Below are 21,211 nucleotides of genomic sequence, written 5' to 3'. Positions count from 1 at the left end.
AGATCCACGTGAGCACCTTCAAGGCCCCCAAGGGCACCTACGACCTGCTGCCGCCCCGCTCCGCGACGTTCCTCGCGGTGCGCGAGGCGATCTCCACCCCGCTGCGGAACTCCGGCTACGGCTACGTCGAGACCCCCGGTTTCGAGGACGTGAAGCTGTTCTCCCGCGGTGTCGGCGAGTCCACCGACATCGTGAGCAAGGAGATGTACACCCTCACGACCAAGGGCGGCGACGAGCTGGCCCTCCGGCCGGAGGGCACCGCGTCCGTCCTGCGCGCGGCGCTCCAGGGCAACCTGCACAAGCTCGGCAACCTGCCGGTCAAGCTCTGGTACTCCGGCTCGTACTACCGCTACGAGCGCGCCCAGGCGGGCCGCTACCGCCACTTCTCGCAGGTCGGCGCCGAGGCGATCGGCGCCGAGGACCCGGCGCTCGACGCCGAGCTGATCATCCTCGCCGACCAGGCGTACCGCACGCTCGGCCTGCGGAACTTCCGCATCCTGCTGAACTCGCTCGGCGACAAGGAGTGCCGTCCCGTCTACCGGGAGGCCCTCCAGAGCTTCCTGCGCGGCCTCGACCTCGACGAGGAGACCCTGCGCCGCGCCGAGATCAACCCGCTGCGCGTCCTCGACGACAAGCGCGAGTCCGTGCAGAAGCAGCTGGTCGGCGCGCCGCTCCTGCGCGACTACCTGTGCGACGCGTGCAAGGCGTACCACGAGGAGGTGCGCGCCCTGATCACCGCGGCGGGCGTGGTCTTCGAGGACGACGCCAAGCTGGTGCGCGGCCTCGACTACTACACCCGCACCACCTTCGAGTTCGTCCACGACGGTCTCGGCTCGCAGTCGGCGGTCGGCGGCGGCGGCCGCTACGACGGCCTCTCCGAGATGATCGGCGGCCCCGCGCTGCCGTCCGTGGGCTGGGCGCTCGGCGTCGACCGCACGGTCCTCGCCCTGGAGGCGGAGGGCGTCGTGCTCGACATCCCCGGCGCCACCAGCGTCTTCGCGGTGGCCCTCGGCGACGAGGCGCGCCGCGTCCTCTTCGGCAAGGTCACCGAGCTGCGCAGGGAGGGCATCGCCGCGGACTTCTCCTTCGGCGGCAAGGGCCTCAAGGGCGCCATGAAGGACGCCAACCGCTCCGGCGCCCGCCTCGCCGTCGTCGCCGGCGAGCGCGACCTCGCCGAGGGCGTCGTCCAGCTCAAGGACATGGAGTCCGGCGAGCAGCAGGCCGTCGCCGTGGACGCCCTGCTGGACGCGGTACGCGCCAAGCTGGCCTGACGGACCGTACGGACGGAGGGGCCCGGACCGCGTGAAGCGGGCCGGGCCCCTCCGCGTCCCGGCGTCCCCGGGATCCTCGCGTCCACGTGCTTATGCCCACCGAACGGTGGACACGGGGACCCGTACGGCAGAATGACCGTGCCCACAAGGCCCGCGAGCGAGGGAACAGGTGACATGGCGAAGGCAGCGGTGGACGAGGTCGCGTCCGGCCGGGACGGCGGCGGCACGATCGGGGCGAGCCGGGCCTTCTCCTGGCTGCTCGTGATCACCGGAGCGGCCGGACTGCTCGCCTCCTGGATCATCACGATCGACAAGATCAAGCTTCTCGAGGACCCGAACTTCACGCCGGGCTGCAGCCTCAACCCGATCGTGTCCTGCGGCAACATCATGAAGAGCGAGCAGGCCGCGGTCTTCGGCTTCCCCAACCCGATGCTCGGCCTCGTCACGTACGCCATGGTCATCGCGATCGGCGTGGGCCTGCTCGCCGGCGCCCGCTACCGCCGCTGGTACTGGCTCGGCCTCAACGCCGGCACGCTCTTCGGCGTCGGCTTCTGCACCTGGCTCATGTACCAGTCGCTGTACGAGATCAACTCGCTCTGCCTGTGGTGCTGCCTGGCCTGGGTCGCCACCATCGTCATGTTCTGGTACGTGACCTCGCACAACGTCCGGCGCGGCGTCATCCCCGCCCCCAACGGCTTGAAGACCTTCTTCGACGAGTTCACCTGGCTCCTCCCCGTCCTGCACATCGGGATCATCGGGATGCTGATCCTGACCCGCTGGTGGGACTTCTGGACCAGCTGACGGCGACCGCGCTGTCGGTGGCGTGACCTAGGCTTCATGACTGTGGAGCCCGACCTCTTTACCGCAGCCGCCGAAGACCGCCAGGAGAAGGACCCGTCCAGCAGCCCGCTGGCCGTCCGGATGCGCCCCCGCACCCTCGACGAGGTGGTGGGCCAGCAGCACCTGCTGAAGCCCGGCTCGCCGCTGCGCCGGCTCGTCGGGGACGGCGACGGCGGCCCCGCCGGCGCCTCCTCGGTGATCCTCTGGGGCCCGCCCGGCATCGGCAAGACCACCCTCGCGTACGTCGTCTCGAAGGCGACCGACAAGCGGTTCGTGGAGCTGTCCGCGATCACCGCGGGCGTCAAGGAGGTCCGGGCCGTCATCGACGGCGCCCGGCGCGCGGTCGGCGGCTACGGCAAGGAGACCGTCCTCTTCCTCGACGAGATCCACCGCTTCTCCAAGGCCCAACAGGACTCGCTGCTTCCTGCCGTGGAGAACCGCTGGGTGACGCTGATCGCCGCCACCACGGAGAACCCCTACTTCTCGGTGATCTCCCCGCTCCTCTCCCGCTCGCTGCTCCTCACCCTGGAGCCGCTCACCGACGACGACCTCCGCGGCCTCCTCGCCCGCGCGCTCACCGACGAGCGCGGGCTCGGCGGGGCCGTGACCCTGCCGGAGGACGCCGAGGCCCACCTCCTCCGGGTCGCCGGCGGCGACGCCCGGCGCGCCCTGACCGCCCTGGAGGCGGCCGCCGGCGCCGCCCTCGCCAAGGGGGAGCCGGAGATCACGCTCCAGACGGTCGAGGAGACCGTCGACCGCGCGGCCGTGAAGTACGACAAGGACGGCGACCAGCACTACGACGTGGCCAGCGCGCTCATCAAGTCGATCCGCGGCTCGGACGTGGACGCGGCCCTGCACTACCTGGCGCGGATGATCGAGGCGGGGGAGGACCCGCGCTTCATCGCGCGAAGGCTCATGATCTCGGCGAGCGAGGACATCGGCCTCGCCGATCCGAACGCGCTGCCGATCGCCGTCGCCGCCGCGCAGGCCGTCGCCATGATCGGCTTCCCCGAGGCCGCGCTCACCCTGAGCCACGCCACGATCGCCCTCGCTCTGGCCCCGAAGTCGAACACGGCGACGACGGCGATCTCCGCCGCCCTCGCGGACGTGCGGAACGGCCTCGCCGGATCCGTCCCGCCGCACCTGCGCGACGGCCACTACAAGGGCGCCGCCAAGCTCGGCCACGCCCAGGGGTACGTCTACCCGCACGACGTGCCGGGCGGCATCGCGGCCCAGCAGTACGCGCCGGACACGATCCACGGCCGCCGGTACTACGAGCCCACGCGCCACGGCGCGGAGGCACGCTACGCGGACGTGGCGGAGCGGGTCCGGGCCCGGCTGAAGGGCGAGGGCGGCTGACGGACCACGGCCTGACCGTGTCCCCGCCCGAGAAGAAGGCCGTCCGGGAGCTCCTGGACACCTGCCGCCGAGGTCCGGAGGCCCCCGGGCGAGGGCACCCCGCGGACCCGGTACACTGGTCCGGATTGCTGCGTCCCGTGCCCGGCTCCGGTCGGCACCACCAGAGCGGGACAGTCAGCCGGAGACCCTGCCCTCGGGCGGGGTTTCCAGGAGCGTCGCGCACCTTCGAAGGTGTCGCGGGCAACCCACCATCACCCGGTTCCCGGGAGCGGCGGTGGGTCGTTCGCGTGCTGCACGTATGTGCCCAGACCTGGGAGCGGCTGCCCGACAGGTCCGTCCCGTACGGACCCGGCGGGTTTCCCGGCTGCGGATGCGACCTCCCCTAACCCTGGTGAAGCCGTTTCGTACAAAGTAGAGAGGTTGGTTCATGCCGAACCAGTCCCGTCCCAAGGTCAAGAAGTCGCGTGCGCTCGGTATCGCGCTGACCCCGAAGGCTGTCAAGTACTTCGAGGCCCGCCCCTACCCGCCGGGCGAGCACGGCCGTGGCCGCAAGCAGAACTCGGACTACAAGGTCCGTCTGCTCGAGAAGCAGCGTCTGCGCGCCCAGTACGACATCAGCGAGCGCCAGATGGCGCGTGCCTACGACCGCGCCAAGAAGGCCGAAGGCAAGACGGGCGAGGCGCTGGTCGTCGAGCTCGAGCGTCGCCTCGACGCCCTGGTCCTGCGTTCGGGCATCGCCCGCACCATCTACCAGGCCCGCCAGATGGTCGTCCACGGCCACATCCAGGTCAACGGTGGCAAGGTCGACAAGCCGTCGTTCCGCGTCCGTCCCGACGACGTCGTGATGGTCCGCGAGCGCAGCCGCACCAAGCCGCTGTTCGAGGTCGCCCGTGAGGGTGGCTTCGCCGCCGACGGTGAGACCCCGCGCTACCTGCAGGTCAACCTGAAGGCCCTGGCCTTCCGCCTCGACCGCGACCCGAACCGCAAGGAAATCCCGGTCATCTGCGACGAGCAGCTGGTCGTCGAGTACTACGCCCGCTGATCCGGGCCCCCGGCGACAGTCGGGGGATGTAGTACCACCCCCGCGGTGTACAGCCCGCCGCCTCCCCGCCCTTACCGGTGGGGGAGGCGGCGGGCTTTCGCGTTCCCCGGGACCGTCGCCGACCTGGCCGTACGGAACGGGCGCGGGGCCGCGTGCCCGGCCGTTCCCACCGGACCGCCGACGGCCGGATCCCGACGCTTCGCGAGCGCCCGCTCCACCGCCGCGTCCAAGGAGAGGCCCCGCCCCTCACGGAAGGCCGAGGCGTACGCCTCCGACCCCAGCGCCGCGCCCGCCTGCTGCTCGCACAGCGTCCGGGGCCCGTTGAACGAGGTCGAGCCGAAGAGCCGGATCCCCACCGTGTCCCAGACCGGCACCGTCGCGCCCTGCAGCACCGCCGCCTCCACCGGATCGCCCTCGCTCACCGTCACCAGCGCGAGCAGCTCGATCCCCAGGACGAGCCCGACCAGGTCGCGGAAGGCGTGGTTGATCGTCACGCACTCGGCGAGCAGCTCCCGCGCCTCCTCGTACGCGCCCCGGGTCCACGCCGAGAACGCCAGCACGTAGAGCGCGTACGCCCGGGTCCAGCGCTCCCCGCGCTCCTCGCAGACCTCCCGCACCTCGCGGCAGATCGCGACCGCCCCCTCCAGGTCGCCCCCGAAGGCCCGCGCCATCGCCAGCTCGACCTGCCCCATCAGCACGTTGCTGTTCAGCTCGCCGAGTTCCCGGTACGACTCCAGGGCCCGCCCGATCAGCTCCTCCGCCCGCGGGATGTCGTCCGAGAGCAGCGCCAGACAGCCCATCCGGTGCGTCGCGTACGCCTCCGCCAGCGCGTTCCGGGAGGTCCGGGCCTGCTCCCCGCACTCGTGGAGCGCCGCCACCGCCGCCGTACCGTCCCCCTGGAGGATCGTCACGTAGCCGAGCACCCACAGCGCCTTCAGCCGGGCCTCCTCGTGCCCGGACTCCAGCGCGAGCGCCCGCTCCAGCCAGTGCCGGCCCTCCGAGAGGCGCCCGCAGCCCACCCAGGCGAACCAGAGCGTGCCCGCCAGGTGCTGGGCGAGATGCGCGTCCTCCGGGATGTCGAGACACAGGTCGAGAGCCGCCCGGAGGTTCGGCAGCGCCGCGTCCGTCCGGGCCGCGACCTCCGCCTGACGCGGGCTGAACCACTCCAGCTCGCACCAGGTCGCGAGCCCCATGTACCAGTCGCGGTGCCTCCGGCGCAGCCGCTCCGCGTCGCCGAGCGCGGCCAGCCACTCCGCCCCGTACGCGGCGACCGTGTCCAGGATCCGGTAGCCCGGACCGGCGGGTGTGTCCTCCCGCACCACCAGCGACTGCGCGAGCAGCCCCCCGAGCAGGTCCAGGATCCGGTCCGGCGGCAGCTCGGGGCCGCCGCACACGTACTCCACCGCCTCCAGGTCGAACGGGCCGGCGAAGACGGAGAGCCGCGCCCACAGCAGCCGCTCCTCCGGCGTGCACAGCTCGTGGCTCCAGCCGATCGCCGTGCGCAGGGTCTGATGCCGGGGGAGCGCCCCGCGCTCGCCGAGCGAGAGCAGCCGGAAGCGGTCGTCGAGACGGCACAGCATCTGGTCGACGGAGAGGAGGGGCAGCCGGCCGGCCGCCAGTTCGAGGGCGAGCGGGATGCCGTCCAGCCGCCGGCAGAGCTCGCGCACGGACTCGTCCACGGACTCGTCCACGGACTCGTCCACGGACTCGTCCACGGACTCGTCCACGGATTCGTTCACGGGGACGTCGTGTGCCGGGGCGTCGGTCACGGAGGCGTCGTGCACGGAGGAGCCGCGTCCGGGGGAGTCGCGTACGGAGGAGTCGCGTAGGGGGGAGCCTTGCGTGCGGAGGACCGGAGCGCCCGCCTCCGCCGCCCGTTCGGCGAGCAGCGTCACCGCGTCCGCCTCGCCCATCGGCGCCAGCCGGAACACGGCCTCGCCCGCGATCCGCAGCGGGCGGCGGCCCACCGCGAGCACGGTGAGCCCGGGGGCGCGCGCGAGCAGCTCCCGTACCAGCGGCGCGCAGCTCTCCACCAGGTGCTCGAAACCGTCCAGCACCAGCAGGAAGCGCCGCTCCGCGAGATGGTCGATCAGCACCTCGCGCGGGCCCCGGAGCGTGTGGTCGGTCAGCCCCAGCGCCTCGACCAGGGCGTGGTCCACCAGATCCGGGTCGCGCAGCGGCGCGAGCTCGGCGAGCCGCACCTCGTCGCCGGAGCGTTTCTGCGCACCGGCGGCCGTCCGCAGCGCGAGCCTCGTCTTGCCGACCCCGCCCACCCCGACGACCGTCACGAGGCGCGACTCCTCCAGGAGTCGCGCCAGTTCGGCCTGCTCGGCGGCCCGTCCGACGAACCGATTCGGCTCCGCCGGGAGATTGCTCCGTCGCATGGGACACGGAGCGTACTCACCCGCGCGCGCTCCGTACAATCGGGATTCCGTAACTCCCTTCCCACGAGCGGTAATGCGGTACGGCGGGACAGCCCGGGCGCGATAGGGTCGGGTGACTACTTTTGGCAAGGGCCCCAAGGGCGAACGACAGCAGAGAGCGGTGCAGAGTGACCGGTGGAGAGGTTGCCGGGATCCTGGTGGCCGTCTTCTGGGCGATCCTGGTCTCCTTCCTCGCCGTGGTGCTGGTGAGGCTGGCGCAGACGCTCAGGGCGACCACCAAGCTGGTGGCGGACGTGACCGAACAGGCCGTTCCCCTGCTCGCCGACGCCTCCGCGACCGTGCGCTCCGCGCAGACCCAGCTCGACCGGGTCGACGCCATCGCCTCGGACGTCCAGGAGGTCACCTCCAACGCGTCCGCGCTCTCCTCCACCGTCGCCTCCACCTTCGGCGGCCCGCTCGTCAAGGTGGCCGCGTTCGGCTACGGCGTGCGCAAGGCGCTCGGCCGCGGCCGGGACGCCGAGGACGTGCCCCGGGCCACCGCGCGACGTACTGTGATCGTCGGCCGTACGGTGCCGTCCGCACGGCGCCGGAAGCAGAAGGGCTGAACCACCATGTTCCGCCGCACGTTCTGGTTCACGGCCGGCGCAGCCGCCGGCGTGTGGGCCACCACCAAGGTCAACCGGAAGCTCAAGCAGCTGACCCCCGAGAGCCTCGCCGCCCAGGCGGCGAACAAGGCCGTCGAGACCGGCCACCGGCTCAAGGACTTCGCACTCGACGTGAGGGCCGGCATGGTCCAGCGCGAGGCCGAACTCGGCGAGGCGCTCGGCCTGGACGCCCCGGTCGAAGACGACCGGGACCACGAGCTTCCGGCACCGCGCCGCAGGGCAGCGCTCGATCCCACCGCGCGCCCGACCACGACGTATTCAATCCCCACGATCTCGTACAACCGGAATGAGGACCACTGATGGAGTCGGCTGAAATCCGCCGCCGCTGGCTGAGCTTCTTCGAGGAGCGCGGGCACACCGTCGTCCCTTCGGCGTCGCTCATCGCGGACGACCCGACTCTGCTGCTCGTCCCCGCCGGCATGGTGCCCTTCAAGCCCTACTTCCTGGGTGAGGTCAAGCCGCCCTTCTCGCGCGCCTCCAGCGTGCAGAAGTGCGTGCGGACGCCCGACATCGAGGAAGTCGGCAAGACCACCCGCCACGGCACGTTCTTCCAGATGTGCGGCAACTTCTCCTTCGGCGACTACTTCAAGGAAGGCGCCATCAAGCTCGCCTGGGAGCTGCTGACCTCCTCGGTGGAGCACGGCGGCTACGGGCTGGAGCCGGAGAAGCTCTGGATCACCGTCTACCAGGAGGACGACGAGGCCGAGCAGATCTGGCGCGACGTCGTCGGCGTCCCCGCCGAGCGCATCCAGCGCCTCGGCAAGAAGGACAACTACTGGTCGATGGGCGTCCCCGGACCCTGCGGCCCGTGCTCCGAGATCAACTACGACCGCGGCCCCGAGTTCGGCGTCGAGGGCGGCCCGGCCGTCAACGACGAGCGGTACGTGGAGATCTGGAACCTGGTCTTCATGCAGTACGAGCGCGGTGAGGGCTCCGGCAAGGACGACTTCCCGATCCTCGGCGAGCTGCCGTCGAAGAACATCGACACGGGCCTCGGCCTGGAGCGCCTGGCGATGATCCTCCAGGGCGTCCAGAACATGTACGAGACGGACACCCTCCAGGTCGTCATCGACAAGGCCACCGAGCTCACCGGCGTCGCCTACGGCAAGGCCCACGACAGCGACGTCTCGCTGCGCGTGGTCGCCGACCACATGCGGACGTCCGTCATGCTCATCGGCGACGGCGTCACCCCCGGCAACGAGGGCCGCGGCTACGTGCTGCGCCGCATCATGCGCCGCGCCGTCCGCAACATGCGCCTGCTCGGCGCCACCGGCCTGGTCGTCCAGGAGCTCGTGGACACCGTGATCAACACGATGGGCGAGCAGTACCCGGAGCTGGTCACCGACCGCAAGCGCATCGAGACGGTCGCCCTCGCCGAAGAGGCCGCCTTCCTGAAGGCCCTCAAGGGCGGCACCAACATCCTCGACACCGCCGTCACCGAGACCAAGGCCGCCGGCGGCACGATCCTCTCCGGCGACAAGGCGTTCCTGCTCCACGACACCTGGGGCTTCCCGATCGACCTCACCCTGGAGATGGCCTCCGAGCAGGGCCTCTCCGTGGACGAGGACGGCTTCCGCCGCCTGATGAAGGAGCAGCGGGAGCGCGCCAAGGCCGACGCCAAGGCCAAGAAGACCGGTCACGCCGACATGACGGCCTACCGGGAGATCGCCGACGGCAACGGCGCCACCCAGTTCACCGGCTACACCAACACCGAGGGCGAGACCACGGTCGTCGGCCTCCTCGTCAACGGCGTCCCGTCGCCGGCGGCCTCCGAGGGCGACGAGGTCGAGGTCGTCCTCGACCGCACCCCGTTCTACGCCGAGGGCGGCGGCCAGATCGCCGACCAGGGCCGGATCAAGCTGCACAGCGGCGCGGTCATCGACATCCGTGACGTCCAGCAGCCGGTCCCGGGCGTCTCCGTGCACAAGGGCTCCGTCCAGGTCGGCGAGGTGACCGTCGGCTCCACCGCCTACGCCACCATCGACGTCCGGCGCCGGACGGCCATCGCCCGCGCCCACTCGGCCACCCACCTGACCCACCAGGCGCTGCGCGACGCCCTCGGTCCGACGGCCGCCCAGGCCGGTTCCGAGAACCAGCCCGGCCGTTTCCGCTTCGACTTCGGTTCGCCGAACGCCGTCCCCGGCACGGTCCTCGTCGACGTCGAGCAGAAGATCAACGAGATCCTCTCGCGCGAGCTGGAGGTCCACGCCGAGGTCATGGCGATCGACGAGGCCAAGCGCCAGGGCGCCATCGCCGAGTTCGGCGAGAAGTACGGCGAGCAGGTCCGCGTCGTCACCATCGGCGACTTCTCCAAGGAGCTGTGCGGCGGTACGCACGTCCGCAACACCTCCCAGCTCGGTCTCGTGAAGCTGCTCGGCGAGTCGTCCATCGGCTCCGGCGTGCGCCGCATCGAGGCCCTCGTCGGCGTCGACGCGTACAACTTCCTCGCCAAGGAGCACACGGTCGTCGCCCAGCTCCAGGAGCTGGTCAAGGGCCGCCCCGAGGAGCTGCCGGAGAAGATCTCCGCCATGCTCGGCAAGCTGAAGGACGCCGAGAAGGAGATCGAGAAGTTCCGCGCGGAGAAGGTCCTCCAGGCCGCCGCCGGTCTCGTCGACTCCGCCAAGGACGTCCGCGGCGTCGCCCTCGTGACCGGTCAGGTCCCGGACGGCACCACCGCCGACGACCTGCGCAAGCTGGTCCTCGACGTGCGTGGGCGCATCTCCGGCGGCCGTCCGGCCGTCGTGGCGCTGTTCACCACGGCCAACGGCAAGCCGCTCACGGTCATCGCCACCAACGAGGCCGCCCGCGAGCGCGGCCTCAAGGCCGGCGAGCTGGTCCGCACGGCCGCCAAGACCCTCGGTGGCGGTGGCGGCGGCAAGCCGGACGTCGCCCAGGGCGGCGGTACGAACCCGGAGGCCGTCGGCGAGGCCATCGCCGCCGTCGAGCGTCTCGTGACGGAGACGGCGTGACGATGCGTCGCGGCCGCCGTATCGCGGTCGACGTCGGGGACGCCCGGATCGGGGTCGCCTCGTGCGACCCCGACGGGGTCCTCGCCACGCCGGTGGAGACCGTGCCGGGACGTGACGTCCCGGCCGCCCACCGGCGGCTCCGCCAGATCGTCGAGGAGTACGAGCCCATCGAGGTCGTCGTGGGCCTGCCCCGCTCGCTCAGCGGGCGGGAGGGCCCGGCCGCGACCAAGGTCCGTGCCTTCGCCCGGGAGATGGCCAAGGGCATCGCCCCGGTGCCGGTCCGGCTGGTCGACGAGCGGATGACGACGGTCACCGCGACCCAGGGGCTTCGGGCCTCGGGAGTGAAGGCGAAGAAGGGGCGGTCCGTCATCGACCAGGCCGCCGCTGTGATCATCCTGCAAGCCGCTCTTGAGTCCGAACGGGTATCAGGTAATCCGCCCGGCGAGGGCGTCGAAGTGGTCATCTGATCGCGATACGGTAACGTTCCGCGCGATGCGGCCGTGTTCGAACAACTGCCGCACTACGTAGAGGCGGATCGTCCGGAAGCCTCGCGGCTGGTTGGGGATCGATGACTGAGTATGGCCGGAGCCCCGGCTCCGAACCGTGGCACCCCACGGACCCGTTGTACGGGGACCAGGGGTGGGAAGGTCAGCAGCAGTACCAGCAGCCGCAGCAGGCGAGCCCGTACGGTCAGGGCGGCGGCCAGGGGTACGAGGGCGACCCGTACCAGCAGCATCAGCAGCCCCAGTACCAGCAGCCTCAGTACCAGGAGCAGCAGTACCAGGAGCCGCAGCAGCCCCAGGGCTACGTGGATCCGCAGTACCAGCAGCAGGGGCAGCAGCAGTACCAGCAGCCTCAGTACCAGCAGCAGCAGCCTCAGCAGCACCAGCAGCCTCAGTACCAGCAGCAGCCTCAGCAGCCTCACCAGCAGCAGTACGGGACGGGGTACCCGGGCGGTTACGACACGCCCGGGGACCTCGGACAGCAGTACGACAGCGGCTGGGAGTCGGGCCAGGCGGCGATGGCGTACGGCGCGCCCCCGGCCGATCCCTACGGCGGCCAGAACCCCGACCTGTACGGCACCCCCGAGGCGTACCCGCCGCCCCAGCCCCCCGGCCACCGGCAGAACCCGCCGGAGCCGGTGATCGACTGGGCGCCGGAGGAAGAGGCGCACCCGGAGCCGGAGGAGGAGAAGCACCCCTTCTTCACGGGCGCCGACGACGCGGACGACGACGAGTACGACGAGGAAGCGGCACCGGGACGCGGCTCCCGCGGCGGCGACCGCGAACGCCGGGGCAAGTCGAAGAAACGCAAGGGCAAGAACGGCGTGGCCTGCCTCGTCGTGGCGGCCGTCCTGGTCGGCGGCGTCGGAGGCATCGGCTACTTCGGCTACAAGTTCTGGCAGGGCCAGTTCGGCGCGGCCGAGGACTTCGCGGGCAGCGGCAGCGGCGAGGTCCAGGTGGAGATCCCCAAGGGTGCCTTCGGCAACGAGATCGGGGGCATCCTGAAGAAGGACGGCGTCGTCAAGAGCGTCGACGCCTTCGTCTCGGCGCAGCAGAAGAACCCCAAGGGCAATTCGATCCAGGCCGGCGTCTACACGCTGAAGAAGGGCATGTCGGCCGAGAGCGCGCTCGCGCTCATGCTCAACCCGGCGAGCCAGGCCAACTTCGTCATCCCCGAGGGCAAGCGGAACGCCTGGGTGTACGAGCAGCTCGACAAGCGCCTCGACCTCAAGCCGGGCACCACGAGGGACATCGCCCAGGCGAAGGCGGACTCCCTCGGCCTGCCCGACTGGGCCAAGAACCACAAGGACGTCAAGGATCCCCTGGAGGGCTTCCTCTTCCCGGCCAGCTATCCGGTCTCCAAGACGGCCAAGCCCGAGGACGCGCTCCGCAAGATGGTGTCCCGCGCGAACCAGGAGTACGCCAAGCTCGACCTGGACGCGAAGGCGAAGGAGCACGGCCTGCAAGGTCCCTGGGAGCTCCTGACGGTCGCGAGCCTCGTGCAGGTCGAGGGCAAGTACAAGCACGACTTCGACAAGGTTGCCCGCGTCGTCTACAACCGGCTCAAGCCGAACAACGTGGAGACCGTGGGCCGCCTGGAGTTCGACTCGACGGTCAACTACTTCAGGGGCACGAGCACCCTCGACGTCGGCACGGTCGAGGAGATGCGCAAGATCAAGGACCCGTACAACACGTACGCGTACGACGTGAAGGGCCTCATCCCCGGTCCCATCAGCAACCCCGGCATCGAGGCGCTGAACTCGGCGATGAACCCGGCCGACGGCCCCTGGTACTACTTCGTGTCGATCAACGAGAACAAGACCGTCTTCTCCGTGACGCTCAAGGAGCACAACCAGAACGTCGCGGAGTACGAGAAGGAACGGGAACAGGGCCAGTGAGCACGCAGCACCGCGCGGCCGTCCTCGGTTCGCCGATCGCCCACTCGCTCTCCCCGGTCCTGCACCGGGCGGCCTACGCCGAGCTGGGCCTCGACGACTGGTCGTACGACCGCTTCGAGGTCGACGAGGCCGGGCTCGCCGGCTTCGTCGGCGAGCTGGACGGCAGCTGGGCGGGCCTCTCGCTCACCATGCCGCTCAAGCGGGCGATCATCCCAATGCTCGACGAGATCAGCGACACGGCCGCCTCCGTGGAGGCCGTCAACACCGTCGTCCTCCGCGAGGACGGGCGACGCGTCGGCGACAACACCGACATCCCGGGGATGATCGCCGCCCTGCGCGAGCGGGGCGTCGAGAAGGTGGAGTCCGCGGCGATCCTCGGCGCCGGCGCCACCGCCTCCTCCGCGCTTGCCGCGCTCTCCCGGGTCTGCTCGGGCCCCGTCACCGCGTACGTCCGCAGCGAGGCGCGCGCGGAGGAGATGCGCGGCTGGGGCGAGCGGCTCGGGGTGGACGTCCGTACCGCCGACTGGGAGCGCGCGGCCGAGGCCTTCGCCGCGCCGCTGGTCGTCGCGACCACCCCGGCCGGCACCACGAACGCCCTCGCCACCGCGGTCCCCGACGCGGTCGGCACGCTCTTCGACGTCCTGTACGACCCCTGGCCGACCGCGCTCGCGGCCGCCTGGTCCGACCGCGGCGGCCAGGTCGTCGGCGGCCTCGACCTCCTCGTCCACCAGGCCGTCCTCCAGGTCGAGCAGATGACGGGCCGCACGCCCGCCCCGCTCGCGGCGATGCGTGCGGCGGGCGAACGGGCGCTGGCCGCCAGGTAGGGTCACCTGCGCCGGAACGATCGGCGTACAGGGGGAGTGCGGGGGACATGGGCGAGGAACTGCTGCTGGCGTCCAAGTGGGACATCGGCTTCGACCTGGTGCGCTATCTGTGGATGGGGCTCTTCAGCTCGCTGCCCCTGTGGGCGCGGTGCACCGTGCTCGCGCTGTTCGGCACGACCCTGGTGTACGGCTTCTTCTCCTGGCTGCGGAACCGCTCCTCCGCCGCTCCGGAGGCGGAGGCGACCGCTCCGGGGGCGGAGGCGACCGCTCCGGGGGCGGAGGCGACCGCTCTGGAGGCCGAGGAGACCGCTCCGGAGGCCACGGAGACCGTCCTGGAGGACGAGACCCGCGTCCGATAGTTGGACCGGGGACGAAGTCGTCGCCCCGGACGTGGGAGGATCGGTGGCGGCGTGCCCGGGCCGCGCACCCGGCCGCGCCGTCGCAGTGCCCAGGCGCGAGCATGAGGAGCATCGTTGAGCAGGTTGCGTTGGCTGACCGCTGGGGAATCCCACGGACCCGCGCTGGTCGCGACGCTGGAGGGTCTTCCCGCCGGCGTCCCCGTCACCACCGAGCTGGTGGCGGACCACCTCGCGCGGCGTCGCCTCGGGTATGGACGCGGCGCCCGGATGAAGTTCGAGCAGGACGAGATCACCTTCCTCGGCGGTGTCCGCCACGGGCTCTCCCTCGGCTCGCCGATCGCCGTCATGGTCGGCAACACCGAGTGGCCCAAGTGGGAGAAGGTCATGTCGGCCGACCCCGTCGACCCGGCCGAGCTCAAGGAGACGGGCCGCAACGCGCCCCTGACCCGGCCCCGGCCCGGCCACGCCGACCTCGCCGGCATGCAGAAGTACGGCTTCGACGAGGCCCGCCCGATCCTGGAGCGCGCCAGCGCCCGGGAGACCGCGGCCCGTGTCGCCCTCGGCGCCGTCGCCCGCTCCTTCATCAAGGAGGCCGCGGGCATCGAGATCGTGTCGCACGTCGTCGAACTGGCGGCCGCCAAGGCCCCGTACGGCGTCTACCCGACCCCCGCCGACGTCGAGAAGCTCGACGCCGACCCGGTCCGCTGCCTCGACGCCGACGCGTCGAAGGCGATGGTCGCCGAGATCGACCAGGCCCACAAGGACGGGGACACCCTCGGAGGTGTCGTCGAGGTGCTCGCGTACGGCGTGCCCGTCGGGCTCGGCTCCCATGTCCACTGGGACCGGCGCCTCGACGCCCGGCTCGCCGCCGCGCTCATGGGCATCCAGGCCATCAAGGGCGTCGAGGTCGGCGACGGCTTCGACCTCGCCCGCGTGCCCGGCTCGAAGGCCCACGACGAGATCGTCCGCACCGAGGACGGCATCAAGCGCACCTCCGGCCGCTCCGGCGGCACCGAGGGCGGTCTGACCACCGGCGAGCTGCTGCGCGTCCGCGCCGCGATGAAGCCGATCGCGACCGTCCCGCGCGCCCTCGCCACGATCGACGTCGTCACCGGCGAGGCCACGGCCGCCCACCACCAGCGCTCCGACGTGTGCGCCGTTCCCGCCGCCGGCATCGTCGCCGAGGCCATGGTCGCGCTCGTCCTCGCGGACGCCGTCGTCGAGAAGTTCGGCGGCGACAGCGTCCCGGAGACCCGCCGCAACGTGCAGTCGTACCTCGACAACCTGCGCATCCGGTGACCGCCGGACCGCTGGTCGTCCTCGTCGGGCCCATGGGCTCCGGCAAGTCCACGGTGGGCGCGCTCCTGGCCGAACGGCTCGGCGCGCCCTACCGGGACACCGACGCCGACATCGTCGCCGCCGAGGGCCGGGAGATCTCCGACGTCTTCGTCGAGGACGGCGAGGAGCACTTCCGCGCCCTGGAGCGGGACGCCGTCCGCGCGGCCGTCGCCGCGCACGAAGGCGTCCTCTCCCTCGGCGGCGGCGCGATCCTCGACGCCGACACCCGCGCCCTGCTCGCCGGACTGCCCGTCGCGTACCTCTCGATGGACGTCGAGGAGGCGGTCCGCCGCGTCGGACTCAACACCGCGCGGCCGCTGCTCGCCGTCAACCCGCGCCGCCAGTGGCGCGAGCTGATGGAGGCGCGCCGCCATCTCTACACCGAAGTCGCACGAGTGGTCGTCACCACCGACGACCGCACCCCCGAAGAGGTCGCGGACGCGGTCCTCTCGGCACTGGATCTGAAGAAGGACGCATGACGACGGACCAGGAAGTGACCCGTATCCAGGTCGCGGGCAGCGCGGGCACCGAGCCGTACGAGGTGCTGGTCGGCCGGCAACTGCTCGGCGAGCTCCCGGCCCTGATCGGCTCCCGGGCCAAGCGGGTCGCCGTGATCCACCCAGAGGCGCTCGCCGGCACCGGCGAGGCGCTCCGCGCGGACCTCGCCGACCAGGGCTTCGAGGCCGTCGCCATCCAGGTGCCGAACGCGGAGGAGGCGAAGACCGCCGAGGTCGCCGCCTACTGCTGGAAGGCGCTGGGCCAGACCGGCTTCACCCGGACCGACGTCATCGTCGGCGTCGGCGGCGGCGCGACCACCGACCTGGCCGGCTTCGTGGCCGCGACCTGGCTCCGGGGCGTGCGCTGGATCGCCGTACCGACCACGGTCCTGGCCATGGTCGACGCGGCCGTCGGCGGCAAGACGGGCATCAACTCCGCCGAGGGCAAGAACCTCGTCGGCGCCTTCCACCCGCCGGCCGGGGTCATCTGCGACCTTGCCGCGCTCGACTCGCTGCCGGTGCACGACTACGTCAGCGGTCTCGCCGAGATCATCAAGGCCGGCTTCATCGCCGACCCGGTGATCCTCGACCTCGTCGAGGAGGACCCGGAGGCCGCCCGTACGCCCGCCGGTCCGCACACCGCCGAGCTGATCGTGCGGTCGATCCGGGTCAAGGCCGAGGTCGTCTCCGGTGACCTCAAGGAGTCCGGCCGCCGCGAGATCCTCAACTACGGCCACACGCTGGCCCACGCCATCGAGAAGAACGAGCGGTACAAGTGGCGCCACGGCGCCGCCGTCTCCGTCGGCATGGTGTTCGCCGCCGAGCTCGGCCGGCTCGCCGGGCGGCTCGACGACGCCACCGCCGACCGGCACCGCGCGGTCCTGGAGTCCGTCGGCCTGCCGCTCACGTACCGCGGCGACCAGTGGCCGAAGCTCCTGGAGACGATGAAGGTCGACAAGAAGTCCCGCGGCGACCTGCTGCGCTTCATCGTGCTCGACGGACTCGGCAAGCCGGCCGTCCTGGAGGGCCCCGACCCGGCCGTGCTGTTCGCGGCGTACGGCGAGGTGGCGGTGTGACCGACCCCCGACCCGTACTCGTGCTGAACGGCCCGAACCTCGGGCGGCTCGGTTCCCGCGAGCCCGACATCTACGGCGCCACCTCCTACAAGGGGCTCGTCGAGTCCTGCCGGACCCTCGGCGCGGAGCTGGGCTTCGACGTCGAGGTCCGCGAGACCAACGACGAGGGCGAGATGATCCGCTGGCTCCACGAGGCGGCGGACGGTTCGGTTCCCGTGGTGCTCAACCCGGGGGCGTTCACGCACTACTCGTACGGGATGCGGGACGCGGCCGCGCAGCGGACGGCGCCGCTCATCGAGGTGCACATCTCGAACCCGTACACCCGGGAGGAGTTCCGGCACACCTCGGTCGTCGCGGCCGTGGCGACCGGGACGGTGGCCGGCTTCGGGATCGGCTCCTACCGGCTGGCCCTGCGGGCGCTGGCCGAGGAACTGACGGACTGACCGGCCGTCCGGCCGGTCGGCCGACCCGGTGGTGAGTGCGATACGGCCGGGGCGGGGCACTACGGGCCCGCCCCGGCCGTTCCCCCTGTGGGGGGCAGGGGCGGTAACGTTCCGGCGTCCTTGATACATCAGTCAGTCGTACGAGACGGAGTGGCACCGGATGCAGCACGCAGTGGGGGGCCCGCTGCCACCGCCCGAGCAGTCGCCGGGCCAGGCGCCCGGCACCGGACCCGTGGCAGGGGCCGTGCCAGGGCCGGTCCCGGGGGCCGTCTCCGGGCCCGTCGCCGGACCCGTCCCGGGATCTGTCCCGGGGCCTGTCCCCGGACTCGCCTCGGGTCCGGTCCCAGGGCCCGTCTCCGGGCCGGGGAGCGGGGTGCGGGGCACGCACCCGCCCGTCCCTCCGGCGCCCCCGCAGGCCGCTCCGTACCCCGCGCAGACCGCCGGGTCCCGGCTCGGTGTGCACCCCACGCTTCAGGCGGGCGCCCCCCGGCCCCCGCACCCCGCGCCGCCGCCCCACGCCGCACCGCCCGCGCCGGGCCCCGGCGGACCGGGCTGGGGCGCCCCCGGAGCCGTACCGCAGCACGCGCCGGCCCCGCAGCACTCGGCCGCCCCGCAGCACCCGGCCCAGGCGCCGCTCCGCGCGGACTTCACCGGCCACGTCCCGCTGCCGCCGGTGAGCGCACCCCTCGCGCCGCCCGTGGAGCACGGCGGGGGGACCGGCGCCGCGACCCTCGCCGTCCTGCTCATCGGCCCCGCCGGCGCCGGCAAGACGACCGTCGCCCGCCACTGGGCCCAGCGCCGCCGCGTGCCCACGGCGCACATCAGCCTCGACGACGTACGCGAGTGGGTCTGCTCCGGATTCGCCGACCCGCAGTCCGGGTGGAACGAGCACTCCGAGGCGCAGTACCGGCTCGCCCGCCGCACCTGCGGCTTCGCCGCCCGCAACTTCCTCGCCAACGGCATCTCCTGCATCGTCGACGACGCGGTCTTCCCCGACCGGCCCGTCGTCGGCCTCGGCGGCTGGAAGCGCCACGTCGGCCCCGGTCTGCTGCCCGTCGTGCTCCTGCCGGGCCTGGAGATCGTCCTGGAGCGCAACGCCGAGCGCAGCGGCAACCGGCGCCTCTCGGACGAGGAGGTGGCGGCCATCCACGGCCGCATGGCCGGCTGGTACGGCTCCGGCCTGCCGATCATCGACAACTCCACGTACGACGTCGAGACCACCGCACGCGTCCTCGACGACGTCCTCGCCCGCGCGATAGCGAGCCCGCCCTCCTGGTGACCCTCCGGGGCCCGGAGGGCGGGGGCGCCCGCACGGTCGGCCGCGCAGAACAGGCCGCCGCGCCGAGCTCCTCGTAGGCTCGGAGCATGTCAGAGGTGTATGCGGACCGCCGTGTACGGCTGCGCGATCGCTGCGCGGCCGCGGGCAGCCCGGCGGCCCTGGTCTCCCGCCCCGCCAACGTCCGCTATCTCGCGGGCGGTTCGCCCGCCGGAGCCGTCCTGCTCATCGGCCCCGAGCCGGACGCGGACGTCCTGCTCTGCCCCGTCGCTCCCGGCGGCGAGCCGGCCGACGGACGGCTCGACGAGCTGCTCCGGCAGCAGGTCCTGCCCGCCGGAGGGGGTGATCCGGCGGTCGCGGCCGCCGATCTCGCCCGACGGGCGGGCGCCGACGCGCTCGCCGTCGAGGAACACGACCTGACCGTGGCCCGGCACCGGGCCATGGGCTCCGTCGCGCCCGGACTCCACCTCGCCGACCTCGCCTGCGCCGTGGAACAGCTCAGGATCGTCAAGGACGAGGACGAGATCGCCTGCCTGCGGATCGCCGCGGAGATCGCCGACCAGGCCCTCGGCGAGCTCCTGGAGTCGATCCTGGTGGGGCGGACCGAGCGCCACCTCGCCCTGGAGCTGGAGCGGCGGCTCGTCGACCACGGAGCCGACGGAGCAGCCTTCGCCACCTCGGTGGCGACCGGCCCGCACTCCGGGCGCCGCCGGCACCGGCCCACCGACCGAAGGGTCGAGGAGGGTGATTTCCTCTCCGTCTGCCTCGGCGCCGACTACCGCGGCTACCGGTGCGAGATCGGTCGCACCTTCGTCATCGGCACGACGCCCGCCGACTGGCAGATCGAGCTGTACGAGCTCGTCTTCGCCGCTCAGCGGGCCGGACGCGAGTCCCTCGCACCGGGCGCCGAGTACCGCGACGTGGACCGGGCGGCCCGTCAGATCCTGGACGCCGGAGGCCACGCGGAGGCGGCCGTGCCGCTCACCGGGCACGGCGTGGGGCTCGAAATCGACGAGGACCCGCAGCTCTCACCCTCGGCCATGGGTAAACTGGACGCTTGTGTGCCGGTCACCGTCGAACCGGGGGTCCACCTCCCGGGCCGGGGCGGGGTCCGGATCGATGACACGCTCGTCGTGCGCCAGGAGGCGGACGGCGGACCCGAGCTACTCACCATCACGACCAAGGAGCTGCTCGCGCTGTAAGGCGCGTACGCCTCCACGGTCCCACGTCAGTCCAGGAGATTCCGCAACCGTGGCTTCCACGAACGACCTCAAGAACGGCATGGTGCTCAAGCTCGAAGGCGGCCAGCTCTGGTCCGTCGTCGAGTTCCAGCACGTCAAGCCCGGCAAGGGCCCGGCCTTCGTGCGCACCAAGCTCAAGAACGTGCTGTCCGGCAAGGTCGTCGACAAGACCTTCAACGCCGGTGTGAAGGTCGAGACGGCCACCATCGACCGCCGCGACATGCAGTTCTCCTACATGGACGGCGACTACTTCGTCTTCATGGACGAGGAGACGTACGACCAGCTGCACGTCGACCGCAAGTCGGTCGGCGACGCCGCCAACTTCCTCATCGAGGGCTTCTCCGCCTCCGTCGCGCAGCACGAGGGCTCGGTGCTCTACGTCGAGCTCCCCGCCGCCGTCGTGCTGACGATCGAGCACACCGACCCGGGCGTCCAGGGCGACCGCTCCACCGGCGGCACCAAGCCCGCCAAGCTGGAGACCGGCCACGAGATCCAGGTCCCGCTCTTCATCACCACCGGTGAGAAGGTCAAGGTCGACACCCGCACCAGCGACTACCTCGGCCGGGTGAACAGCTAACCGTGGCCGCTCGGAGCAAGGCCCGCAAGCGCGCCTTCCAGATCCTCTTCGAGGCCGACCAGCGCGATGCCTCCGTCCAGGAGGTGCTCGCGGACCAGGTCCGGCTCGCGCGGTCGGACGACCGTCAGCCGCCGGTCGCCGACTTCACCATGCAGCTGGTCGAGGGGTACGCGGCGCACGTCGCGCGGATCGACGAGCTCATCGCCACCTACGCGGTGGACTGGGACCTCGACCGGATGCCCGTCGCCGACCGGAACATCGTGCGCCTCGGTGCGTACGAGCTGATCTGGGAGGACGGCACGCCGGACGCGGTCGCGATCGACGAGGCGGTCCAGCTCGCCAAGGAGTTCTCCACCGACGAGTCCCCGAACTTCGTCAACGGCCTGCTGGCGCGCTTCAAGGACCTGAAGCCGCGCCTGCGCCGGGACGCGGACGTCTGAGTCCGTACGTCCCCAGGACGTCAGTGGACAGTCGAAGGGGCCCGCAGCTCGCGCTGCGGGCCCCTTCGACGTGTCCGCGCCCTTCGGGGCGGCCGAGGCCCCGGAGGGCCTGAGCGGCCCGTACAGGCCCTCCGGGAAAGCACAGGGCCCGTGGACGTCGGATGACGTCCACGGGCCCGGCGGTACGTTTCTGCTGGTGCCTCGGAAGG

Annotated in this window: 20 protein-coding genes; 19 read left to right on the top strand and 1 reads right to left on the bottom strand. The window is 71.9% G+C overall.

Annotated elements, in window-relative coordinates; all coding sequences use genetic code 11:
- Positions 1-8 precede the first annotated feature (8 nt).
- The 4 genes from hisS (at position 9) to rpsD (ending at position 4,512) form a co-directional block, all read left to right on the top strand.
- Positions 9-1,271 (top strand): histidine--tRNA ligase, encoded by a 1,263-nt coding sequence (gene hisS, locus ACZ6K0_RS24460; protein ID WP_376410263.1) that lies wholly within the window; start codon positions 9-11, stop codon positions 1,269-1,271.
- 174 nt (positions 1,272-1,445) lie between these two features.
- A complete protein-coding gene (locus tag ACZ6K0_RS24455; protein ID WP_469235596.1) occupies positions 1,446-2,072 on the top strand; it encodes a vitamin K epoxide reductase family protein in 627 nt (208 codons plus the stop codon).
- 42 nt (positions 2,073-2,114) lie between these two features.
- Complete coding sequence (locus ACZ6K0_RS24450) at positions 2,115-3,470, top strand: replication-associated recombination protein A (protein ID WP_469235612.1); 1,356 nt, start codon at positions 2,115-2,117, stop codon at positions 3,468-3,470.
- A 427-nt stretch (positions 3,471-3,897) separates the two neighbouring features.
- Positions 3,898-4,512, top strand: coding sequence for a 30S ribosomal protein S4 (rpsD, locus tag ACZ6K0_RS24445; RefSeq protein WP_024758279.1), 615 nt, complete (start codon positions 3,898-3,900; stop codon positions 4,510-4,512).
- A 71-nt stretch (positions 4,513-4,583) separates the two neighbouring features.
- Here the strand turns inward: rpsD and ACZ6K0_RS24440 are convergent, their stop codons facing one another.
- Positions 4,584-6,896 (bottom strand): ATP-binding protein, encoded by a 2,313-nt coding sequence (locus ACZ6K0_RS24440; RefSeq protein ID WP_469235594.1) that lies wholly within the window; start codon positions 6,894-6,896, stop codon positions 4,584-4,586.
- 167 nt (positions 6,897-7,063) lie between these two features.
- Here ACZ6K0_RS24440 and ACZ6K0_RS24435 point away from each other — a divergent pair, with 167 nt between their 5' ends.
- The 15 genes from ACZ6K0_RS24435 (at position 7,064) to nusB (ending at position 21,002) form a co-directional block, all read left to right on the top strand.
- A complete protein-coding gene (locus ACZ6K0_RS24435; protein WP_376410272.1) occupies positions 7,064-7,501 on the top strand; it encodes a DUF948 domain-containing protein in 438 nt (145 codons plus the stop codon).
- A 6-nt stretch (positions 7,502-7,507) separates the two neighbouring features.
- Complete coding sequence (locus ACZ6K0_RS24430) at positions 7,508-7,861, top strand: DUF6167 family protein (protein WP_469235592.1); 354 nt, start codon at positions 7,508-7,510, stop codon at positions 7,859-7,861.
- Positions 7,861-10,530, top strand: coding sequence for an alanine--tRNA ligase (alaS, locus tag ACZ6K0_RS24425; protein WP_376410275.1), 2,670 nt, complete (start codon positions 7,861-7,863; stop codon positions 10,528-10,530). Before ACZ6K0_RS24430 ends, alaS begins: the two co-directional genes overlap by 1 nt.
- A 2-nt stretch (positions 10,531-10,532) precedes the next feature.
- A complete protein-coding gene (gene ruvX, locus ACZ6K0_RS24420) occupies positions 10,533-10,997 on the top strand; it encodes a Holliday junction resolvase RuvX (protein WP_099054263.1) in 465 nt (154 codons plus the stop codon).
- 101 nt (positions 10,998-11,098) lie between these two features.
- Positions 11,099-12,931, top strand: a complete 1,833-nt coding sequence (gene mltG / locus ACZ6K0_RS24415; protein ID WP_469235590.1) for an endolytic transglycosylase MltG — start codon at positions 11,099-11,101, stop codon at positions 12,929-12,931.
- Complete coding sequence (locus tag ACZ6K0_RS24410; RefSeq protein ID WP_376410281.1) at positions 12,928-13,755, top strand: shikimate dehydrogenase; 828 nt, start codon at positions 12,928-12,930, stop codon at positions 13,753-13,755. The genes mltG and ACZ6K0_RS24410 overlap by 4 nt, the downstream gene beginning before the upstream one ends.
- Before the next feature lie 47 nt (positions 13,756-13,802).
- Positions 13,803-14,114, top strand: coding sequence for a hypothetical protein (locus ACZ6K0_RS24405; RefSeq protein ID WP_469235588.1), 312 nt, complete (start codon positions 13,803-13,805; stop codon positions 14,112-14,114).
- A gap of 114 nt (positions 14,115-14,228) precedes the next feature.
- Entirely contained in the window at positions 14,229-15,413 is a 1,185-nt protein-coding gene (gene aroC, locus ACZ6K0_RS24400) for a chorismate synthase (RefSeq protein WP_376410287.1), read from the top strand.
- On the top strand, positions 15,410-15,931 hold the full coding sequence (locus ACZ6K0_RS24395) for a shikimate kinase (RefSeq protein ID WP_376410291.1): 522 nt from the start codon (positions 15,410-15,412) through the stop codon (positions 15,929-15,931). The genes aroC and ACZ6K0_RS24395 overlap by 4 nt, the downstream gene beginning before the upstream one ends.
- The gene (gene aroB / locus ACZ6K0_RS24390; RefSeq protein WP_376410294.1) at positions 15,928-17,025 is read left to right on the top strand and encodes a 3-dehydroquinate synthase; all 1,098 of its coding nucleotides are present in this window, start codon (positions 15,928-15,930) and stop codon (positions 17,023-17,025) included. The genes ACZ6K0_RS24395 and aroB overlap by 4 nt, the downstream gene beginning before the upstream one ends.
- Complete coding sequence (gene aroQ, locus ACZ6K0_RS24385) at positions 17,022-17,468, top strand: type II 3-dehydroquinate dehydratase (RefSeq protein ID WP_376410297.1); 447 nt, start codon at positions 17,022-17,024, stop codon at positions 17,466-17,468. Before aroB ends, aroQ begins: the two co-directional genes overlap by 4 nt.
- A gap of 160 nt (positions 17,469-17,628) precedes the next feature.
- Positions 17,629-18,747: an AAA family ATPase gene (locus ACZ6K0_RS24380; protein ID WP_469235585.1), complete on the top strand. Its 1,119-nt coding sequence runs from the start codon at positions 17,629-17,631 to the stop codon at positions 18,745-18,747.
- An 86-nt stretch (positions 18,748-18,833) separates the two neighbouring features.
- On the top strand, positions 18,834-19,946 hold the full coding sequence (locus ACZ6K0_RS24375; protein WP_376410303.1) for an aminopeptidase P family protein: 1,113 nt from the start codon (positions 18,834-18,836) through the stop codon (positions 19,944-19,946).
- Positions 19,947-19,995: 49 nt separating this feature from the next.
- Positions 19,996-20,562 carry an elongation factor P gene (gene efp, locus ACZ6K0_RS24370; protein WP_376410305.1) on the top strand — a complete coding sequence of 189 codons (567 nt, stop codon included), beginning with the start codon at positions 19,996-19,998 and terminating at the stop codon, positions 20,560-20,562.
- Positions 20,563-20,564: 2 nt separating this feature from the next.
- Positions 20,565-21,002 (top strand): transcription antitermination factor NusB, encoded by a 438-nt coding sequence (nusB, locus tag ACZ6K0_RS24365; RefSeq protein WP_376410308.1) that lies wholly within the window; start codon positions 20,565-20,567, stop codon positions 21,000-21,002.
- Positions 21,003-21,211 lie beyond the last annotated feature (209 nt).

It is taken from the genome of Streptomyces sp. NPDC042346, from assembly GCF_055581845.1.
The sequence above is the reverse complement of the archived record's forward strand: the minus strand, read 5'-3'. Positions and strand labels throughout refer to the sequence as shown.

Excerpts from the sequence above, each read along its gene's own strand:
- ACZ6K0_RS24455 (WP_469235596.1), top strand. The coding sequence starts at position 1,446 with ATGGCGAAGGCAGCGGTGGACGAGGTCGCGTCCGGCCGGGACGGCGGC.
- rpsD (WP_024758279.1), top strand. The coding sequence starts at position 3,898 with ATGCCGAACCAGTCCCGTCCCAAGGTCAAGAAGTCGCGTGCGCTCGGT.
- ACZ6K0_RS24440 (WP_469235594.1), bottom strand. The coding sequence starts at position 6,896 with ATGCGACGGAGCAATCTCCCGGCGGAGCCGAATCGGTTCGTCGGACGG.
- ACZ6K0_RS24430 (WP_469235592.1), top strand. The coding sequence starts at position 7,508 with ATGTTCCGCCGCACGTTCTGGTTCACGGCCGGCGCAGCCGCCGGCGTG.
- alaS (WP_376410275.1), top strand. The coding sequence starts at position 7,861 with ATGGAGTCGGCTGAAATCCGCCGCCGCTGGCTGAGCTTCTTCGAGGAG.
- ruvX (WP_099054263.1), top strand. The coding sequence starts at position 10,533 with ATGCGTCGCGGCCGCCGTATCGCGGTCGACGTCGGGGACGCCCGGATC.
- mltG (WP_469235590.1), top strand. The coding sequence starts at position 11,099 with ATGACTGAGTATGGCCGGAGCCCCGGCTCCGAACCGTGGCACCCCACG.
- ACZ6K0_RS24405 (WP_469235588.1), top strand. The coding sequence starts at position 13,803 with ATGGGCGAGGAACTGCTGCTGGCGTCCAAGTGGGACATCGGCTTCGAC.
- aroB (WP_376410294.1), top strand. The coding sequence starts at position 15,928 with ATGACGACGGACCAGGAAGTGACCCGTATCCAGGTCGCGGGCAGCGCG.
- ACZ6K0_RS24380 (WP_469235585.1), top strand. The coding sequence starts at position 17,629 with ATGCAGCACGCAGTGGGGGGCCCGCTGCCACCGCCCGAGCAGTCGCCG.
- ACZ6K0_RS24375 (WP_376410303.1), top strand. The coding sequence starts at position 18,834 with ATGTCAGAGGTGTATGCGGACCGCCGTGTACGGCTGCGCGATCGCTGC.